The organism is Dactylosporangium sp. NPDC050688 (assembly GCF_040654515.1).
Classification (GTDB): Bacteria; Actinomycetota; Actinomycetes; order Mycobacteriales; family Micromonosporaceae; genus Dactylosporangium.
Genome location: NZ_JBFAIC010000001.1, coordinates 198,540 through 216,028, shown reverse-complemented (window position 1 = coordinate 216,028; position 17,489 = coordinate 198,540). Strand labels below are relative to the sequence as shown.

At 73.9% G+C, this 17,489-nt stretch carries 16 protein-coding genes and 2 pseudogenes; 4 read left to right on the top strand and 14 right to left on the bottom strand.

Going from position 1 to position 17,489, the window contains the following annotated elements:
* From AB0H83_RS01075 to AB0H83_RS01060, 4 genes and pseudogenes are all read right to left on the bottom strand, one after another.
* Positions 1 to 339: pseudogene (locus AB0H83_RS01075) on the bottom strand (hypothetical protein); the annotation flags it as partial.
* 258 nt (positions 340 to 597) lie between these two features.
* Positions 598 to 1,791: a cellulase family glycosylhydrolase gene (locus tag AB0H83_RS01070; protein WP_360084787.1), complete on the bottom strand. Its 1,194-nt coding sequence runs from the start codon at positions 1,789 to 1,791 to the stop codon at positions 598 to 600.
* Positions 1,792 to 1,838: 47 nt separating this feature from the next.
* Positions 1,839 to 2,681, bottom strand: coding sequence for an SAM-dependent methyltransferase (locus AB0H83_RS01065; protein WP_360084784.1), 843 nt, complete (start codon positions 2,679 to 2,681; stop codon positions 1,839 to 1,841).
* Positions 2,682 to 2,756: 75 nt separating this feature from the next.
* Entirely contained in the window at positions 2,757 to 3,557 is an 801-nt protein-coding gene (locus AB0H83_RS01060; protein WP_360084781.1) for an SAM-dependent chlorinase/fluorinase, read from the bottom strand.
* Between the two features lie 18 nt (positions 3,558 to 3,575).
* Between AB0H83_RS01060 and AB0H83_RS01055 the strand changes: the two genes are divergently transcribed.
* From AB0H83_RS01055 to AB0H83_RS01040, 4 genes are all read left to right on the top strand, one after another.
* The gene (locus AB0H83_RS01055) at positions 3,576 to 4,511 is read left to right on the top strand and encodes an LLM class F420-dependent oxidoreductase (protein WP_360084778.1); all 936 of its coding nucleotides are present in this window, start codon (positions 3,576 to 3,578) and stop codon (positions 4,509 to 4,511) included.
* Positions 4,512 to 4,626: 115 nt separating this feature from the next.
* Positions 4,627 to 5,445, top strand: a complete 819-nt coding sequence (locus tag AB0H83_RS01050) for a DNA-formamidopyrimidine glycosylase family protein (RefSeq protein WP_360084774.1) — start codon at positions 4,627 to 4,629, stop codon at positions 5,443 to 5,445.
* Between the two features lie 37 nt (positions 5,446 to 5,482).
* Positions 5,483 to 6,004 carry a carbohydrate-binding protein gene (locus AB0H83_RS01045; RefSeq protein ID WP_360084771.1) on the top strand — a complete coding sequence of 174 codons (522 nt, stop codon included), beginning with the start codon at positions 5,483 to 5,485 and terminating at the stop codon, positions 6,002 to 6,004.
* Between the two features lie 76 nt (positions 6,005 to 6,080).
* A complete protein-coding gene (locus tag AB0H83_RS01040; RefSeq protein WP_360084768.1) occupies positions 6,081 to 6,869 on the top strand; it encodes a hypothetical protein in 789 nt (262 codons plus the stop codon).
* A gap of 119 nt (positions 6,870 to 6,988) precedes the next feature.
* On the opposite strand, the gene AB0H83_RS01035 is transcribed toward AB0H83_RS01040, so the two are convergent.
* From AB0H83_RS01035 to AB0H83_RS00990, 10 genes and pseudogenes are all read right to left on the bottom strand, one after another.
* Positions 6,989 to 7,744 (bottom strand): hypothetical protein, encoded by a 756-nt coding sequence (locus AB0H83_RS01035; protein ID WP_360084765.1) that lies wholly within the window; start codon positions 7,742 to 7,744, stop codon positions 6,989 to 6,991.
* Between the two features lie 28 nt (positions 7,745 to 7,772).
* Positions 7,773 to 8,642, bottom strand: coding sequence for a PspA/IM30 family protein (locus AB0H83_RS01030; protein ID WP_360084762.1), 870 nt, complete (start codon positions 8,640 to 8,642; stop codon positions 7,773 to 7,775).
* A gap of 579 nt (positions 8,643 to 9,221) precedes the next feature.
* The gene (locus AB0H83_RS01025) at positions 9,222 to 9,698 is read right to left on the bottom strand and encodes a helix-turn-helix transcriptional regulator (RefSeq protein WP_360084759.1); all 477 of its coding nucleotides are present in this window, start codon (positions 9,696 to 9,698) and stop codon (positions 9,222 to 9,224) included.
* A 100-nt stretch (positions 9,699 to 9,798) separates the two neighbouring features.
* A complete protein-coding gene (locus AB0H83_RS01020) occupies positions 9,799 to 10,284 on the bottom strand; it encodes a CinA family protein (RefSeq protein ID WP_360084756.1) in 486 nt (161 codons plus the stop codon).
* A gap of 351 nt (positions 10,285 to 10,635) precedes the next feature.
* Positions 10,636 to 11,196 (bottom strand): annotated as a pseudogene (gene pgsA / locus AB0H83_RS01015) (CDP-diacylglycerol--glycerol-3-phosphate 3-phosphatidyltransferase); the annotation flags it as partial.
* Positions 11,193 to 12,635: a 30S ribosomal protein S12 methylthiotransferase RimO gene (rimO, locus tag AB0H83_RS01010; protein WP_360084753.1), complete on the bottom strand. Its 1,443-nt coding sequence runs from the start codon at positions 12,633 to 12,635 to the stop codon at positions 11,193 to 11,195. The pseudogene pgsA and the gene rimO, both read right to left, overlap by 4 nt.
* The gene (locus AB0H83_RS01005) at positions 12,619 to 13,107 is read right to left on the bottom strand and encodes a DUF3291 domain-containing protein (RefSeq protein WP_360084750.1); all 489 of its coding nucleotides are present in this window, start codon (positions 13,105 to 13,107) and stop codon (positions 12,619 to 12,621) included. The genes rimO and AB0H83_RS01005 overlap by 17 nt, the downstream gene beginning before the upstream one ends.
* 9 nt (positions 13,108 to 13,116) lie before the next feature.
* Entirely contained in the window at positions 13,117 to 13,758 is a 642-nt protein-coding gene (locus AB0H83_RS01000; protein ID WP_360084747.1) for a helix-turn-helix domain-containing protein, read from the bottom strand.
* Between the two features lie 8 nt (positions 13,759 to 13,766).
* Positions 13,767 to 14,687, bottom strand: a complete 921-nt coding sequence (locus tag AB0H83_RS00995; protein WP_360084744.1) for an AEC family transporter — start codon at positions 14,685 to 14,687, stop codon at positions 13,767 to 13,769.
* A gap of 165 nt (positions 14,688 to 14,852) precedes the next feature.
* Positions 14,853 to 17,489, bottom strand: a complete 2,637-nt coding sequence (locus AB0H83_RS00990) for a DNA translocase FtsK 4TM domain-containing protein (protein ID WP_360084741.1) — start codon at positions 17,487 to 17,489, stop codon at positions 14,853 to 14,855.

Genomic DNA, 17,489 nt, shown 5'->3' with positions numbered 1-17,489 from the left:
GCCAGGCAAGTCGGCCACGCCAGGCAAGTCGGCCACGCCAGGCAAGTCGGCCACGCCAGGCAAGTCGGCCACGCCAGGCAAGTCGGCCACGCCAGGCAAGTCGGCCACGCCAGGCGAGTCAGGCGCAGCGGGCGGGCCAGCCACGCCGGGCAGGTCAGGCGCGCCGGGCACGCCGGGCAGGGTCGCGACCAGGACCATCGCGTCGGGGGCGGTCAGCTTCTCGCGGATACGGGCCAGGCGTTCGGGGCTCGGCGGCAGGCCGCGGGCGATGTTCGCCGCCTGCCAGACCTCGACGGCGGCGGGCAGGTCGCGGGGCAGTGCGGGGCGCACGTCGAGCATGGCCACCATTGCAGCAGCCCGGCCCAGCCTGCGCAGCAACCAGTCACGGAACGGCAAGCACCCGGCCCAGCCGGCGCAGTAAACCAGCCGGCACAACAACCAGTCATGCAGCGGAAAAGCACCCCGGCCCAGCCGGCACAGAAAGCAGCCGCCGCAGAAAGCAGCCGGCACAGAAATCAGAAGCCGGCCGGCGCAGAAAGTAGAAACCAGCCGGCGCAGAACTCAGTCACGCAGCGGCCGCCGGCGCAAAGAAGCGCGTCACCACTGCAGGACCTGGCGGGTCATCGGCGTCAGTTGCTGGCACAGTGCCGGGCGGGGCCAGGTGACGTCGCGGATCTCGTCGTCGTACGTGCGCCAGTAGTGGCCGCTGCCGTCGTGGTCGAAGTACGCGTGGGACTCGTACGCGACGCGGTGCAGCGGGTCCTCGACCCAGGCGCGGGGGTGCATCAGGCCCCACGACGGCGGGCCCATCGGGATGTAGCCGCTGACGAGCAGGGCGCGGCGGTCGCCGGTGGCGCGGATCGCGTCGACGGACTGCTGGGCGGCGCGTTCCCAGAGCAGGGCGCCGGGGCGGCCGTCTGCGGCGAGGCGGGTCGGCTCGTTGAGCAGGCCGAGGCCGATGACGGCGGGGTCGTCGGCGGCGGGGGCCATCCGGCGCCAGAAGTCGGCGAGGGCGGTGGTCGGCAGGCCCGGGCTGCCGAGGCGCAGCAGGGTCTGCTGGTGCCGGCCGCCGCCGCGGGCGAAGTCGCCGTACCCGTGCAGGTCCAGCACGACGAGCAGGCCGGCGGCGCGGGCGTGGTCGAGGGCGGTCCGGACGCGGTCGACCTCGGCGGAGGACAGGGGGCCGAACGGGACCGGTTGGAGGCGTTCCCAGTTGACCGCGAGGCGGACCAGCCGGACGCCGCGCCCGGCGAGGAACTCGTAGCTCTGCGGGGTCTCGTACGTGTAGTCGTGGCCGTACCGGCCGGGGTTCGCGCTGCCGAAACCGCCGTTGACCTCGGAGGTGGCGAAGGAGCCGGCGGCCAGGTTGACGCCGCGCAGGTAGCCGGTGGTGCTGCCGTGGCGCTCGACGACCTTGGCCTGCGGGCCGGCGACGTCGACGTCCATGCCGTGCGCGACGGGACGGTAGACGGCCATCGGGTAGTTCGCGGGCCAGGTGCCGGCCGCCCAGGCCGTGACGGGCAGGCCGATCGCGTCGGCGGCGTCGTACCAGGCCTCGGCGACCCCGGACCAGCGCTGCGCGTCGCGGTCGGCGGGCCAGCCGATCTCGCCGATGAAGCCGGTCGCGTCGTTGCGGCGCAGCCACGCCGAGAAGTTGGCCAGCCCGGCGACGGCCCTGGCCTGCACGAGGTCGGTCGTGCACACCGTCTGTTCGGGTCTGGGCCACGTCACTGGTACGAGCAGCGCCGTCACGAGCAGCAGCACCATCGCCAGCGCCGGGGCTTTGTGCACCACCGCACGGCACTGCCCGGCCGGGGCCGGGTCATGCCTGCGTCGGGTCAGACCTTCCTGGCGACGCCCCCGTAGACGGAGACCTGCGTGTCGGTGACGTCGGGCGACACCTGCGCGTCGGGGCGCCACTTCGTGACCAGGGGCAGGCCGGGCTCGACGAGCTCCAGGCCGGTGAAGAACCGGGCGATGTCGCCGTGCGGGCGGACCTGCATCGTCACGCCCTGGCGGGCGTAGATCGCGGCGACGTGCTCCCAGGCGACCGGGTCGAAGTCGCCGGTCAGGTGCGACAGCGCGAGGTAGCTGCCCTTCGGCAGCGCGTCGACGAGCTCCTGGACGATCGCGTACGGCTCGTCGGCGTCACCCACGAAGTGCAGGATCGCGATCAGCAGCAGCCCCACCGGCTGGTCGAAGTCGATGACCTCGCGCAGCTGCGGGGAGTCGAGGATGCGGCGCACGTCGCGCAGGTCGGCGTCGATGTACTCGGTGCGGCCCTCGGGCTTGCTGGTGAGCAGGGCCCGGGCGTGGGCGAGCACGATCGGGTCGTTGTCGACGTAGACGATGCGGGCGTCGGGGGCGATCGACTGGGCGACCTCGTGCACGTTGGGTGACGTCGGGATGCCGGTGCCGATGTCGAGGAACTGCCGGACACCGGCCTCCGCGGTCAGGTACTCCACGGCGCGGCGCAGAAAGGCCCGGTTCTCCCTCGGGGGGATGCGGCTGTTGGGGTTGGCCCGCAGGCCGGCCTCGGCCGCGCCCCGGTCGGCGGGGAAGTTGTCCTTGCCGCCCAGCAGATAGTCATAGACCCGGGCGGGGTGCGGCCGGTCCGTCTGCAGGTCGACCGGTTGGTGGGTCTCGTCCGGCTTGGGCTTCATCCAGTCGGCGCCTGACATGTCCACTCTCCGCCATGTGTGATCCGCTTGGGCATCCCCGTCCGGCTCGGATCATATGCCCGGCATCACCCTGCGTCACTCCCGAACACGGTCAGCGTCGTGACCCGTACGGATGGTCACGAGGTCGCCGGCCCGGGTGCCGAGCAGGGACGCGGCGCTGCCGCCGTTGACCGCGACCGCGAGGTGCCCCGCCGAGTCGGTGAACACGACCAGCCCGCCGGGCGCGGCGTCGCCGAACGTGCCACCGGCGGTCGCCGGCCGGCCCTCGACGGTCACGGCGCCCGGCCCCGGCACCGCGTCCGCCGGCGCGGCGAGCTGCAGATTGCCGAACCGGTCGACGGTGAGCACCTCGGCCGTCACGCCGTCGGGCAGCCGGCGCAGTTGTGGTGGCGGCAGTCGTACCAGATCCGCAACGGCACTTCCGGCGGACGCCAGGTCGGCCCCCTGGGCGAGGCGGGCGGCCACCGGCGCGAAGATGTCGCGGCCGTGGAAGGTGCGTGACACGACCGGCGCGAACCACGCGCCGTCGGTGAGGTGCACGGCGCGGCGGATCCCGCCGAGGGCCTCGGCCGCCGGGACCAGCAGGCCGTTGTCGGGGCCGACGAGGAACCCGCCGCCGGCCGCCTCGATCGCGATCGGCCGGCGCTCGGTGCCGACCCCCGGGTCGACGACGGCGAGGTGGACCCCGCGCGGCAGCGACGGGACCGTCTGCGCGAGCACATGCGCGCCGCGGGCGACGTCGCCGGGCGGCACGAGGTGGGTCACGTCGATCACCCGCGCCTCGGGGGCCAGGCGGGCGATGACGCCGTGGCAGGCCGCGACGAACCCGTCCTCGAGCCCGTAGTCGGTGGTGAAGGAGATCCAGTGCCGGTCCATCAGGATAGTGTCGGGTCCATGCGGCTCTGCGTGTTCATCGAACCCCAGCTGGGCGCCACGTACGACGACCAACTGGCCGTCGCGCAGCGGGCCGAAGGGCTCGGCTTCGAGGGCTTCTTCCGCTCCGACCACTACACGGCCGCGCGCGGCGGGCCGCCGGGGCCGACCGACTCGTGGGTGACGCTCGGCGCCCTGGCCCGGGAGACGTCCACGATCCGGCTCGGCACGCTGGTGTCCTCGGCGACGTTCCGCCTCCCGGGGCCGCTCGCGGTCGCGGTCGCGCAGGTCGACCAGATGAGCGGCGGCCGGGTCGAGCTAGGGCTGGGCACCGGCTGGCACGAGCAGGAGCACAAGGCGTACGGGATCCCGTTCCCACCGGTCGCCGAGCGGTTCTCCCGGCTGGAGGAGCAGCTGGAGATCCTGACCGGGCTGTGGTCGACGCCGCAGGGCGCCACGTTCAGCTTCGAGGGCCGCTATTACGACCTCACCGACGCCCCGGCGCTGCCGAAGCCGGTGCAGCAGCCCGGACCGCCGGTCATCATCGGCGGCAAGGGGCCGAAGCGGACGCCGAGGCTGGCGGCGCGGTTCGCCGACGAGTTCAACGTGCCGTTCTCCTCGCTGGCCGACACCACCGCGTCGTACGACCGCGTCGTGGCCGCCATCGAGGCGGAGGGGCGCGACGGGCGGGCGCCGATCGTGTTCTCCTTCGCGCAGACGATCGTGTGCGGCGCGAACGACGCCGAGGTTCGCCGGCGGGCGGAGGCGGCGGGGCTCGACCCGAACGGCCCGTCCGCGGCCGGCGGGCAGCTCTACGGCACCCCGGCGCAGGTGGCGGAGCAGCTGTCCGACTTCGTGAAGGCCGGCGCGTCGCGGGCGTTCCTGCAGGTGCTGGACCTACGGGACCTGGAGCACCTGGAGCTGATCGCGGCCGAGGTGGCTCCCCTACTGCCCTGACGAAGACGGCGGCACGCCACACCCGCGCGGCGACGCGCGGGCCAGCGGCGACACGGGCCTCGCGGCCGGAGCGCGGTGCCGGTTCGGCGGCGGGCGGAGCGGGCAAGATGGGGTGGTGCCCGAAGGCGACACCGTCTGGAACACCGCCCGCGTGCTCGCCACCGCGATCGAGGGCAAGGTCCTCAGCCGCAGCGACTTCCGCGTGCCCAAGCTCGCCACCGTCGACCTCTCCGGCTGGCTGGTGGCCGCGTCCGCCAGCTACGGCAAGCACCTGCTGCTGCGGCTCACCAGCAGCCAGGAGCCGGTCCGGGCGATGACGCTGCATTCGCATCTGCGGATGGACGGGGCGTGGCGCACGTACCGGCCCGGCGAACGGTGGACCGGCCGCCCCGCGCACCTGGTCCGGGTCGCGCTGCACACCGCCGAGGCCGTCGCCGTCGGCTTCCACCTGCACGAGCTGGCGATCGTGCCGACCGCGGAGGAGCACCGGCTGATCGGGCACCTCGGGCCGGACCTCATGGGCGACGGCTGGAACCCCGCCGAGGCCGTCACGCGGCTCGCCGCGAGGCCCGACCGGCCCATCGCCGACGCCCTGCTCGACCAGCGCAACCTCGCCGGCATCGGCAACCTGTACAAGGCCGAGGTGCTGTTCCTGCGCGGAGTCAACCCGTGGACGCAGACGGGTGCGGTGCCGGACCTGCCGGCGATGGTGGACCTCGCGCACCGGCTGCTCAACTCCAACCGGGGCCGCTGGACGCAGACCACGACCGGGTCGCTGCGTCGGGGCGAGACGAACTGGGTGTTCGAGCGGGCCGGCCGGCCCTGCCGCCGCTGCGGCACGACGATCGAACGCTGGACCGGCGGCGACTACGAGCGGATCACGTACTGGTGTCCGCACTGCCAGCCGGTTGTCCCACCGCCACCTGGCCCTTAGGCTGCGAACCCGCTGGTCAGGCGAGGAGAGAGCGGACGTGCAAGGGGTACACCGGCTGGGGCGCACGGATCGGACGCTGCTGTGGGGCACGGCGGCACTGATCGCGTTCACGCTGGGTGCCGTCACCGCTGCCCGGACGCACGGCGGTGGGACGGTGACGGGCGCCGGCGATGACCGGCTCTGCTACAACTCCGCGGGCGTCGGCGCCGCGTGCCTGCCGCCTGGCCCGACCGGCTTCGACGGCGTGACGGCCGCGACGACCCCGGCCCAACCGTCACCCACTGCGCCCGAGCCGGCACCGGGAAGTCCGGCGAAAGCACCGGCGACGAGCGGGCCGGCCACCACGCCGCCACCCGTAAAGCCGTCAGTGCAGCCGTCAGTGCAGCCGTCCGCCTCCGCGAAGGTCGTCACGACGCCGGCGTGGGCCGTCGGGGTCGCCTACGCCGTCGGCGCGCGGATCTCGTACCAGGGCGGCGTCTATGTGTGCAGGCAGGCGCACACCTCGCAGGCGGACTGGCCACCGGACCTCACCCCCGCGCTCTGGGGGCGGGTGTCGTGAGGTTTACGCCCGGGCACTGATCATTGCGGACACGCGGTAGGGTCTTGGGCGTGACGCTGGGTGTGGTGTTGTATCGGTGGATCACCGGCTGAGCCGGCGGGGCCTGTTCGTCGGCTCGGCGGCGGCGCTTCTGGCGTCCGCGCTCGGCGGCTGCGACGGGTCCCCGCTCACCGCCCCGACAGGCGCCCCGACGCTGCGACCGCCCGACGGCACGCCGCTCGCCGTCTGGGAGCTGACCGGCGGGCTCGTCGGCACGGCGATGCTCGCGCTGCGCCCACCCCGCCTGGTCGTGTTCGGTGACGGCGACGCGATCGCCGACGCGACGTACCGGTCCCGCCTCGACGCCGACGAGCTGCAGAGTCTCGCCGCCGGGCTGCTCGCCGACCTGCGCTCCAGCGACGCGCAGAAGCCGCGCACCGCACCCTCGCCGATCGCCGACGCCGTGGTCACGAAGATCTCGACGTGGTCGCCGTCGGGGATGCTGACGTTCACCGCCGAAGGGCTCGACGAGTTCAAGACCGAGCACGTGTACGCCGACGTGTTCTACGACGCCCGCGACCGCCTCGCCGCGGTGCACAAGAAGGTGTCGGCGACGGCTCAGCCGTACCTGGCCGACCGGGTCCGGCTGGTCGCGATGCCGGTCGATGGCGAGCCCGCGACCGTGAACACGTGGCCCGCGGACGTGACGCTGCCGGCGCCGGACCGGGGCGCGCTGCGCAGGGCGGACCTGTCGGGTGACGCCGCCCGGGCGGTCGTGCGGACGCTGACCCGCGACCTGGACCAGCGCGGCGCCTGGCCGGCGTACCGCACCACGGCCGGCGACATCGTCCGCGCCAGCTGGCGTTATCTGCTCCCCAACGAATAACCCGACCGGATCCACCGACCGAATCACCGACCGGATCCACCGGCCGAGCAAGCTGGACCAGCAGGCCGGCCGAGCTGGCCGGCACCGGCCGGCGAGGAACGGCCCGGCGGAACGGTGGGTCAGGCCGGGCTCGGCCGCGGGTTGGTGGTGCGCAGGTCCGACAGCGCCTCCGCGACCCCCTTCAGGAACGCGGTGGCGTCGGCGAGGTTGCCGATCGTGGCGCTGTCCTCCGCGACGCAGCCCGCCGCCGCCGTGACGAACTGCTCGTACGCCGCCACGCCCTGCTCCAGCTGCGCGGCGAGGACGGCGTGCGCGGGGCGCAGTGACTCGCCGGCCGGGCCGAGCCCCATGGCCCGCTCGACGGAGGCGGTGCGCTGCGCCAGGTCACGCAGGGACTGCTCGGCCACGGTCGCGTCGAGCACGGCGGCCTCCGCGTGCGGGCCGAGCCGCCCGACCAGGCCGTGCAGCATGGCCGAGGCCCGGTCCAGGCGCCGCCACGGCTCGGCGACGGTAAGGCCGCGCAGCTTGAACGACTCCCGCTGCCGCCCGAACTCGGCGATCGCGGTGCGGCCCGCGGGCATGCGGGCGACGATGCCGACCAGCTTCTCCTTGGTCTGGGCGCCGATGACGGCCGGGTCGGGCTCGGGCGGGACGGGCAGGGCCTTGAAGGCCCGCAGGTCGATCCACCGCCAGATCGCCACGGCGATGGAGCCGCCGGCCCCGGCCGCCCAGAACGCGTCCGGCAGGCCGAGGCCGCTGTACGGCACGAGGACCGCCGTGGCGCCGGTCAGCAGGCCGGCCCGCACCGACCAGCCGCGCGCGGAGCGGTGCAGCCGCCGCAGTCGCTTGAGATGCTTCGTCCGCTCCGACGCCATGACCCGCTCTCCCCCACTGTCGACGACGTCAGCTCGCGCTGGCGGCGTCTCCCGCCTGCTTGTCCTTGTTCAGCCCGGCCCGGATCTCGTCGAGGCGGGCCACGCTGGCGTCCTTCGGTCCGGTCGACGCCGCGGCCGGCGTCGCGCCCGGCGTCGCGGGCGCGGCGGCGAGCTGGTCGCCGGCCATGCTCGCGCGGATCTGCTCGAGGCGGGAGCTGCCGGCCATGTCGAGCGTGGTGCGCTGGACCTCCAGCATGCGCCCCTCGACGGAGTTGGAGGCGAGCTCGGCGCGGCCCATCGCGTTCGCGTACCGCCGCTCGATCTTCTCCCGCACCTCGTCCAGCGACGGCGTGTTGCCGGGTGCGGCCAGGCCGCTCATCGACTCGAGGGACTTGGCGACGGTCTCCTGCATCTTGGCCTGCTCCAGCTGGCTGAGCAGCTTGGTGCGCTCGGCGAGCTTCTGCTGCAGCAGCATCGCGTTGCTCTCGACCGCCTTGCGGGCCTGCGCGGCCGCGTTGAGCGACTGGTCGTGCAGGGTCTTGAGGTCTTCCATGCCCTGCTCGGCCGCGACCAGCTGGGTCGCGAAGATCTGGGCGGTCTGCTCGTACTCGGTGGCCTTCGCCTCGTTGCCCTCGGCGCGCGCCTTGTCGGCGAGCACGAGCGCCTGCCGGGCGGAGCCCTGCAGCTTCTCCACCTCGCCCATCTGCCGGGACAGCCGCATCTCGAGCTGCCGCTGGTTGCCGATCACGGCCGCGGCCTGCTGCACCAGCGCCTGGTGCTGGCGCTGGGCATCCTCGATCGCCTGCTGGATCTGCACCTTGGGATCGGCGTGCTCGTCGATCTTGGCGCCGAAGAGCGCCATCAGGTAATTCCAGCCCTTAGCGAACGGATTCGCCATCTCGCGGTCCTCTCTCGGCCGGCACTACGAACGTGCGGCTTCCATCGTGTCAGGCGAGCGCTAGAGCGTCACGCCCAGCGTGCGGACAAACCGTAGGAGAAATCGGTCAAACGGCAACAAACCCCGCGCGACTCAGGGTGATCTCAGGGATGCGCACTACTGCGCCTGCCCGCCGGTCGGCGCCGAGCATGACAGCCGCTCGGCTCCGGCGAGACCGCGGCGCATGCCCCCGAGGTCGCTGGTCAGCTGCTGTCAATGATGCCCCGCCGCCGGTCGCGGCGCGCAGTGCGAGCAGCCCGGCCCGACCTGCGACGGCCTGTGACAAACCTGTGACGGCCGCGCGACGGCGGGGAGGTCGGCGCGGGCCACGCTCCGCCATCCGCGCGACGAGCCTTGCAGGCCGAGCCCGCAGGCCAAGCCCGCAGGCCCGAACGCCGGCGCCTGGATCCGCGCCAGCGACATCTCGCAGTCCTCCATCCAGCCGGCGCGCCACATCGAGCTGGCCGGTCACGGCACGCACCCGGCAGGGCGACGCGTCGCAGCCGCCCGGGGTCGACGTCGACGTGCCGATGGGCCGGGTCAAGCGGCGTAGACGACTTCCCGCGGGTTGCGGGTCGCGCGCAGCGTGGTGCGCAGCGGGCCGTCGTGGTGCACCGCGACCGACAGCTTCGCGTCCGCGCTGACCTTGGACCTCGGCGCGCCGCGCCCGATCCTGGCCTCGGCCGCTGGCGCCGCGGCCGGAGCGGCGGGCTCGGCGGCGGGTGCGGCCTCCGGGGCGGGCTCCGACCCGGGCGCACCGACCGGCACGAGGACGCGTGGCAGGTCCTCGGCGGTGGCGAGCGTGTCGCTCACATCACGCAGGACCTCGGACAACGCGGCCCCGAGCGCCTCACAGATGGCGGCCAGCAGCTCGCTGGACGCCTCCTTCTGCCCGCGCTCGATCTCGGACAGATAGCCGAGACTGACGTTGGCGGCGGTCGACACCTCGCGCAGGGTCCGGTGCTGGGCCTGCCGCCGCGCACGCAGCGCGTCACCGATCACTCGACGAAGCAGCACCTTGGCACCCCCTCTGAGGCAGTCCGCGAATGGCTTGCCGCGAAAACTGGTACCCGCCACGGTACCTGGTGCGGCGCCGATCGACACCCTGCCCCGCCGTTTATCGGGAGGTGATGGTGATCGCCAGCCGCTCGGCGAGGAGCGTGACGGCCGCGTCGACGGCGCCGGCGCGCACCGCGGCACGGTCACCCTGGAGGGTGAGCTCCCGGACCGCGGCGTGGTCGGGCAGCGGTCCGGCGACGGCCACGTAGACCCTGCCGACGGGCTGGCCGTCCTGCGGATCAGGGCCCGCGACGCCGGTGGTGGCGGCCGCCCAGTCGGCGGCGCAGCGGTCCCTGGCCCCGGCGGCCAGCGCGGCCGCGACGGAGGGATCCACGGGTCCGTGCGAGTTCAGCAGCGGCAGCGGTACGCCCGCCAGACTGGACTTCAGGTCGGTCGCATAGGCGACGAGCCCGCCACGGAAGACGACGCTGGCCCCTGGCACCGCGACGAACTCGGCGGCGAGCAGCCCGCCGGTCAGCGACTCGGCGACGGCGAGCGTCTCGCCCCGCTCCCGCAGCACCGACAGCACCTCGGCTGCGCTCATTGCCTGCACCTCCGCTTCCCGGGGCTCACCTCGTCACCTCCGCTGCGCTCCGGCGCCGCCGCGAGCCAAACACTGCGCCCATGGTTCGCGGCCCCTCCGCTACGCTCCGGACCGCTCACGCCGCCACCTCCGCTACGCTCCGGCACCGCCGCGAGCCAACACTGAGCCCATGGTTCGCGGCCCCTCCGCTACGCTCCGGACCGCTCACGCGACCGGCTCGTCGGCAACGGGCGCGACGGCGGGGGCGGCGGCCGGGGCGCTGAGCATCTGGTCCGGTAAGGACGTCCGCGCCGCGTCGCCGAAGCCGTCCGGCCCGCCGCCGCCCGGTTGCCCGCCGGCGCGGCGGCGCAGGGAGTCGCGGCGGACCCGGTACGCCCGCAGCACGTAGTCCAGGCCGGTGACCACCGTCACGATGACCGCGGCCGCCATCAGCCACGGGCCGACCGCGGCGAGCCCGTCCGGCAGCGGCGTCAGGTACCAGCCGATCGCGAGGATCTGCAGGGCCGTCTTCGCCTTGCCGCCCCGGCTCGCGGCGATGACGCCGTGGCGGAGCACCCAGAAGCGCAGGGCGGTGACGCCCCACTCGCGCACCAGGATGAGGACGGTGACCCACCAGGGCAGCCGGTCGTACAGCGACAGCAGCACCAGCGCAGTGCCGGTGAGGGCCTTGTCGGCGATCGGGTCCGCCACCTTGCCGAAGGAGGTGACCAGGTTGTGGGTCCGCGCGATCCACCCGTCGACGTAGTCGGTCGCCGACGCGACGACGAAGGTGATGCCCGCCGCGACCTGCCAGCCGGTCTCGGTCATCCGGCCCGCCACGACGAACACGACGAAGACCGGGACGAGCACCATCCGCACGACGGTCAGGACGTTGGCCGCGTTGAGCAGTGGGACGGGCTTCAACCCCGTCATGAGTCCGCCGGACTGATCATCTCGATCGGCACGGCGACCAGGTCGACGCCGACGCTGTCGACGACCTTGGCCCGGACGAGGTCACCGCGGCGCAGCGCGAACGGGTCGAGCCCGTCGCCGCCGACGAGCGTCGTCGAGCCGTCGACCTCGGGCGCCTGGTGGGCGGCGCGGCCCTCGACCGAGTCGTCGAGGATGTCGTCGACGAGGACGTCGACGTGCGAGCCGATCCGGTCGGCGGCCCGCTGCGCGCACAGCTCCTCGGCGAGGGCGCTCATCCAGTCGTACCGCTTCTTGATGTCGCTCTCGGAGACCTTGCCGGGCAGGTCGGCGGCCTCGGTGCCGTCCTCGTCGCTGTAGTCGAACACGCCGACGGCGTCGAGGCGGGCCTCGGTGAGGAAGCGGGCCAGCTCGTCGACGTCCTCGCGGGTCTCGCCGGGGAAACCGACGATCACGTTGCTGCGGGCGCCGGCGTCCGGGTCGAGCCGGCGGACCGACTCGAGCAGCTCCAGGAACCGCTCGGTCGAGCCGAAGCGGCGCATCCGCCGCAGCACGGGCTCGCTGGAGTGCTGGAACGACAGGTCGAAGTAGGGTGCGACGCCGGGGGTCGTGGCGATCGCCTCGACCAGGCCCGGGCGGGTCTCGGCGGGCTGCAGGTAGGACACCCGCACCCGGACGATCCCGGTGACCGCGGCGAGCTGCGGCAGGAGCCGCTCCAGCAGGCGCGGGTCGCCCAGGTCCTTGCCGTACGACGTCGAGTTCTCACTCACCAGCACCAGCTCGCGCACGCCGCTCGACGCGAGCCACTCGGCCTCGGCGAGGACCTCGTCGGGCGTCCTGGACACGAACGCGCCCCGGAACGACGGGATCGCGCAGAACGTGCACCGCCGGTCACAGCCGCTGGCCAGCTTCAGCGGCGCGACCGGGCCGGACTCGAGCCGCTGCCGCATCACGCCGCGCAGGTGCGCCGGCAGGTTGCCCGCGCCGTGACCGGGCACGACGACCTCGGCGGCCGCCTGCCGCGCGACCGGGGTCAGCGGCAGCAGCGTGCGCCGGTCGCGCGGCGCGTGCGACGCGATCGTCTCGCCGGCGAGGATCGCGTCGAGACGGGCCGCCATGTCCGGGTAGTGGTCGAAGCCGAGCACCGCGTCGGCCTCGGGCAGCTCACCGGCGAGCTGCTCGCCGTAGCGCTCGGCGAGGCAGCCGGTCGCGACGACCTTGGCGCCGGTGTCGGCCGCCGCGAGCAGCGTGTCGATCGAGTCCTGCTTGGCCTTGGCGACGAAGCCGCACGTGTTGACGACGACGACGTCGGCGTCGGTGCCGTCGGTGGTGACCGACCAGCCACCGGCCGCGAGGCGCGCCGCCAGCTCCTCGGAGTCCACCTCGTTGCGGGCGCAGCCGAGGGTGAGCAGGGCGACGCGACGCTCAGCGTTGGTGGGCATGCTCCGAGGGTACCGGGCCGACCGGGGCAGGGACTGCGGGGAAGGGGTCACGGAAGGTGAAGGCCTCGGGTGACGACCCGTTGCGGCGCAGCAGGTCAAGGCGCTCACCCGCCTCGCCGGACGTGGGGAGGTGACCGGCCGGAACCCACCACATGACGGTGTGCGCCTCGCCGAGTGGCACGAACCACTCGCGGCGCCTTCGCAGCACGTCCAGGTGGCCGCTGCGGAACGTGAAGTCGCGCAGCGACTCGAGGTCGTGCCAGACCGACAGGTTGACGATCAGGTCGTCGCCGAAGGGCCGCAGCGAGGTCGCGTCGGCGCCGTCCTCGTCCACGAGCCGCCACACGAAGCCCGGCCAGCCGTCGGCGAGGGCGTTGATCCGGTCGAGGTCGCCGTAGAAGCCCGCCATGCGGGGGTCGTCCTTCGGCCCGACGGTCCGGCCGATGTTCAGCTGCGCGAGGTGGAAGCTCATGCGCGGATTCTAAAACCTATCCACATTGTCTTTGGTACCGGCATCGCCGCGCCGGACCGTCACGCAGCATCCGTCCGGCCGCGGATCGATCGCGACCCGGGCGCCCAGCGCCCCCTCCAGCAGCGCGAGGTTCGCCCCGCAGACGAGTGCCGCGTGGGTGCGCGCCACGCCGTCGAACGGGCAGTTGCGCAGCCGCCACACCGGGCCGTCCTCGTACGGCTCGTAGCCCATCCGGCGCAGCAGGTCCTCCGCGGGCGTGTCGCCGTCCCGGCGGAGCCGGGCGCCCTGCCGGCGGGCCGCCTCGAACAGCACCGGCTCTACGCCCGCCTCCTCGACGGCGTCGGCGAAGACCGTGGCGAGGATCCGGTAGTCGCGCGGCGGCAGGCTCAGCTCGTGTTCGGTGGCGGTGCGCCGGTACAGCTTCGACGGCCGCCCCGAGCCCGGCCCGCTGCGCCCGTTGACCCGGGCGAACGACACCTCGAGCAGCCCGGCCTCGGCGAGCCTGTCCAGGTGGTGCGCGGCGAGCGTCCGCCCGATCCCCAGCCCGTCGGCGACGGCGTTGCGGCTGACCGGCACCCCGGCGGCGGCGACGTGCTCGTACACGGCCCGGCGCTGCGGCTCGGCGAGGGCGGCGATCGCTGCGGCATCCACCCCACCAACTATCCCAGCAGGGCCGCCGCCACCGTCAGGGTCACCATCGACGCCGCCGTCGAGGCAACGACGGCGTCCCTCGGGAAGCGCCCGTCCACCCCGTACGCCCTCGCGAAGACGAACGTGTTCTGCGCCGTCGGCAGCGCCGAGCACAGTACCGCCGCGAACAACGCATCCCCGTGCAGCCCGAACGCGAACCTGGCCAGCGCGAAGCACACCACCGGCTGCACGCACGACTTGAGCAGCACCGACAGCGCCACCTCCGCCGGCCGCCCGGGAACCTGGTCGCCGCCGCCGGTCGGCACCAGCGACAACCCCAGCGCCACCAGCGCCGACGGCACCGCCGCGTCCCCCAGCAGCGTGACGACCCCGGCCACCAGCGGCGGCAGGTGCACCCCCACCGCGCCGAGCACCACCCCGGCGACGCAGGCCAGCATGACCGGACTGCGCAGCGGCACCGTGGCCAGCCGCCGCCACCGCCGCTCGGTCCGCGCCTCCCGCGCCACGTCCAGCGCGCCCAGGATCACCGGCGTCAGCACCGTCGTCTGGATGAGCAGCACCACCGCGATGAACGACGCGTCGCCGAGCACCCGCACCGCCACCGGGATCCCGAGATTGCCGGCGTTGACGTACCCCGCGGCCATGGCGGCGATGGTCTGCTCCCCCAGCGGCCGCCGCGTCCCCCAGCGCGCCACCCCGAACGCGACCGCCCCCACGACCAGGGTCCCCCCGGCGAACGCCGCGACCCCTTCCCCGGCCAGCCCGGTGATCGGCTGCCGGGTCAGCGTGTCGAGCAGCGCGGCGGGCATCGCCACGTAGAACACGAACCGCCCGAGCACGTCAACGGCCCCGTGCCCGAGCACCCCGGTGCGACCGGCGACGAAGCCGACGAGGGTGAGCGCCCAGATCGGGACGAACGCCGCCAGCACCGCCGCTTTCGCTCCCGCCCCGGCCTCGACCCCAACCGCTCAGGTCACCCTGCCGACCTCACCCTCTGGCGTCAACTCGACCACCCCGCCGCTGCTCGGAGCGCCGGGCCGAGCCGACAATCCGCCGTCACAGCGCATCAAGCCAGCATGCGACCTGCCAACCAGTCAGTCGTCGTCCTCGGCGGCTCGCAGGGCGCCGAGGACCTCGGGGAGCTCGTCGGGCTTGATGAGCACGTCGCGGGCCTTGGAGCCCTCGGAGGGGCCGACGATGCCGCGGGTCTCCATGAGGTCCATGAGGCGGCCGGCCTTGGCGAAGCCGACCCGCAGCTTGCGCTGCAGCATGCTGGTCGAGCCGAACTGGCTGGTGACGACGAGCTCGATCGCCTGGAGCAGCAGCTCCATGTCGTCGCCGATCTCCTCGTCGACCTTCTTCTTGGTGTCCTCGGGTTTGGTGGTGACGCCGTCGCGGAACTCGGGCTCGCGCTGGTCCTTGCAGAACTTGACGATGTCGTTGATCTCGGTCTCGCTGACCCAGGCGCCCTGGATACGGACCGGCTTGGAGGCGCCCATGGGCAGGAACAGCCCGTCGCCGCGGCCGATCAGCTTCTCGGCGCCGGGCTGGTCGAGGATGACCCGCGAGTCGGCGAGGCTGGAGGTGGCGAACGCGAGCCGCGACGGCACGTTGGCCTTGATCAGGCCGGTGACCACGTCGACGCTGGGCCGCTGCGTGGCGAGCACCAGGTGGATGCCGGCCGCGCGGGCCAGCTGCGTGATGCGCACCACCGAGTCCTCGACGTCGCGCGGGGCGACCATCATCAGGTCGGCCAGCTCGTCGACCACGACCAGCAGGTACGGATACGGCCGGATCACCCGCTCGCTGCCCGGCGGCGCGACGATCTGCCCGGCCCGGACCTTGCGGTTGTAGTCGTCGATGTGCCGGACCCCGGCGGCGGCCAGGTCGTCATAGCGCATGTCCATCTCGCGCACGACCCAGTCAAGGGCGTCCGCGGCCCGCTTCGGGTTGGTGACGATCGGCGTCACCAGGTGCGGGATGCCCTCGTAGCTGGTCAGCTCCACCCGCTTCGGGTCGACCAGCAGCAGCCGCACCTCGTCGGGCGTGGTGCGGGTCAGCAGCGACACCAGCAGCGAGTTGAGGCAGCTGGACTTGCCCGCCCCGGTCGCGCCGGCGATCAGGATGTGCGGCATCTTCGCCAGGTTGGCCACCACGTAGCCACCCTCGATGTCCTTGCCGAGCGCCACGATGAGCGGGTGGTGGTCGCTGGTCGCCGCGCGCGAGCGCAGCACGTCGCCGAGCGCCACGTTTTCCCGGTCGGGGTTGGGGATCTCCACACCGACCGCGCTCTTGCCCGGGATCGGGCTCTGGATCCGCACGTCGGGCGACTTCACCGCATAGGCGATGTTGCGCGACAGTGCCGTGATCCGCTCGACCTTGACGCCGTGGCCGACCTCGACCTCGTAACGGGTCACCGTCGGGCCCCGGGTGAAGCCGGTGACCAGCGCGTCGACGCCGAACTGCTCGAACACGCCCTGCAGCGCGCTCATCACCTCGTCGTTGGCGCGGGTGCGTCCGCGCGGCGCGTCGCCGGTGCCCAGCAGGTCCGGCGGCGGCAGCTTGTAGTCGGCGTCGGTGAGCGCCAGCTGCTCCGCCCTGGTCGGCAGCGGCGAGTGCTCCGGCGGCTCCTTCTCCCGCTCCTTCGCCTTCTTCCGCGTCCCGGCGGCGGCCGGCGGGCGCGGCAGCACCACCGTGTCGTGGACGATCGGGTCGTCGCCGAGGCCCGGGCCGAGGTCGGGCGGCGAGGCGTCATAGCCGTCGAGCGGCCCGTCAGGGTCGTCGAGCGGGTGCGGCAGCGCGGCGGCCTGCCGGCGGCGGGCCGGGGACCGGCGCGCCGGGCGCGGCTCCGGCTCGTCGTAGAGCTCCTCGAACTCCTCGTCGACGTCGAGGGTCGGGTCCTCGACCCGGCCGAGAGCCAGGTCACGCAGCTGCCGCCAGCGTTGCGGGATCCGGCTGATCGGGGTGGCGGTGACGACCAGCAGGCCGAACCCTCCGAGCAGGAGCAGCAGCGGCACCGCGACCCACGCGGTCACGCCCTTCTCCAGCAGGCCGCCGCCGGCCCGGCCGAGCAGGCCGCCGGCCTCGTCCATCAGGTCGGGCTTCTCGGGGCTGCCGGCGGCGAGGTGCATCAGGCCGGTGCCGCCGAGGAACAGCGCGGTCCAGCCGACGAGGCCGCGGCCGCGGTGGTCGTCGTCGGGGTCGGAGCGCATGACGCGGATGCCGCCGATGAGCAGCAGCACCGGCAGCACGGCCGCGGCACTGCCGATGAACGTGTGGCAGATCCCGGCGAGCCAGTGCCCGACCGGCCCGGCCGACTGGAACCACACCGCGGCGGTGAGCAGCACGGCGAGGCCGATGAGGGCCAGGCCGGCGCCGTCGCGGCGGTGCGCGGGATCCAGCTCGCGGGCGCCGGCGGCCTGGCGGCCCACGGCGCGGGCGGCCCAGCCGACGCCGTGCGCGACGCCCATCCACAGCGCGATCATGCCCCGGCCGAGCAGCCCCAGCGGCGTGGCGACCACCGCGCCGCCGCGGCGCCGTGCCGTGGTGGTGCGGCGCGCGGTGGGCCGCGCCACCGGGGTGGCGCGCTTGGCCGGGGTCGTGCGCCGCGCCGGGGTCGCCGCCGGGGTCGCCCGTTTCGCGGGAGTTGTCCGCTTGGACGGCGTGCTCGATCCGCCGCGGGCGCCGGGGGTGCCGCTACCGCGGCCGGCCTGAGAGGTGCGGCCCGCCAT

Excerpts from the sequence above, each read along its gene's own strand:
- AB0H83_RS01065 (WP_360084784.1), bottom strand. The coding sequence starts at position 2,681 with ATGTCAGGCGCCGACTGGATGAAGCCCAAGCCGGACGAGACCCACCAA.
- AB0H83_RS01030 (WP_360084762.1), bottom strand. The coding sequence starts at position 8,642 with ATGGCGAATCCGTTCGCTAAGGGCTGGAATTACCTGATGGCGCTCTTC.
- AB0H83_RS01055 (WP_360084778.1), top strand. The coding sequence starts at position 3,576 with ATGCGGCTCTGCGTGTTCATCGAACCCCAGCTGGGCGCCACGTACGAC.
- AB0H83_RS01005 (WP_360084750.1), bottom strand. The coding sequence starts at position 13,107 with ATGAGCTTCCACCTCGCGCAGCTGAACATCGGCCGGACCGTCGGGCCG.
- AB0H83_RS00990 (WP_360084741.1), bottom strand. The coding sequence starts at position 17,489 with ATGGCGGGCCGCACCTCTCAGGCCGGCCGCGGTAGCGGCACCCCCGGC.
- rimO (WP_360084753.1), bottom strand. The coding sequence starts at position 12,635 with ATGCCCACCAACGCTGAGCGTCGCGTCGCCCTGCTCACCCTCGGCTGC.
- AB0H83_RS01035 (WP_360084765.1), bottom strand. The coding sequence starts at position 7,744 with ATGGCGTCGGAGCGGACGAAGCATCTCAAGCGACTGCGGCGGCTGCAC.
- AB0H83_RS01060 (WP_360084781.1), bottom strand. The coding sequence starts at position 3,557 with ATGGACCGGCACTGGATCTCCTTCACCACCGACTACGGGCTCGAGGAC.
- AB0H83_RS01020 (WP_360084756.1), bottom strand. The coding sequence starts at position 10,284 with ATGAGCGCAGCCGAGGTGCTGTCGGTGCTGCGGGAGCGGGGCGAGACG.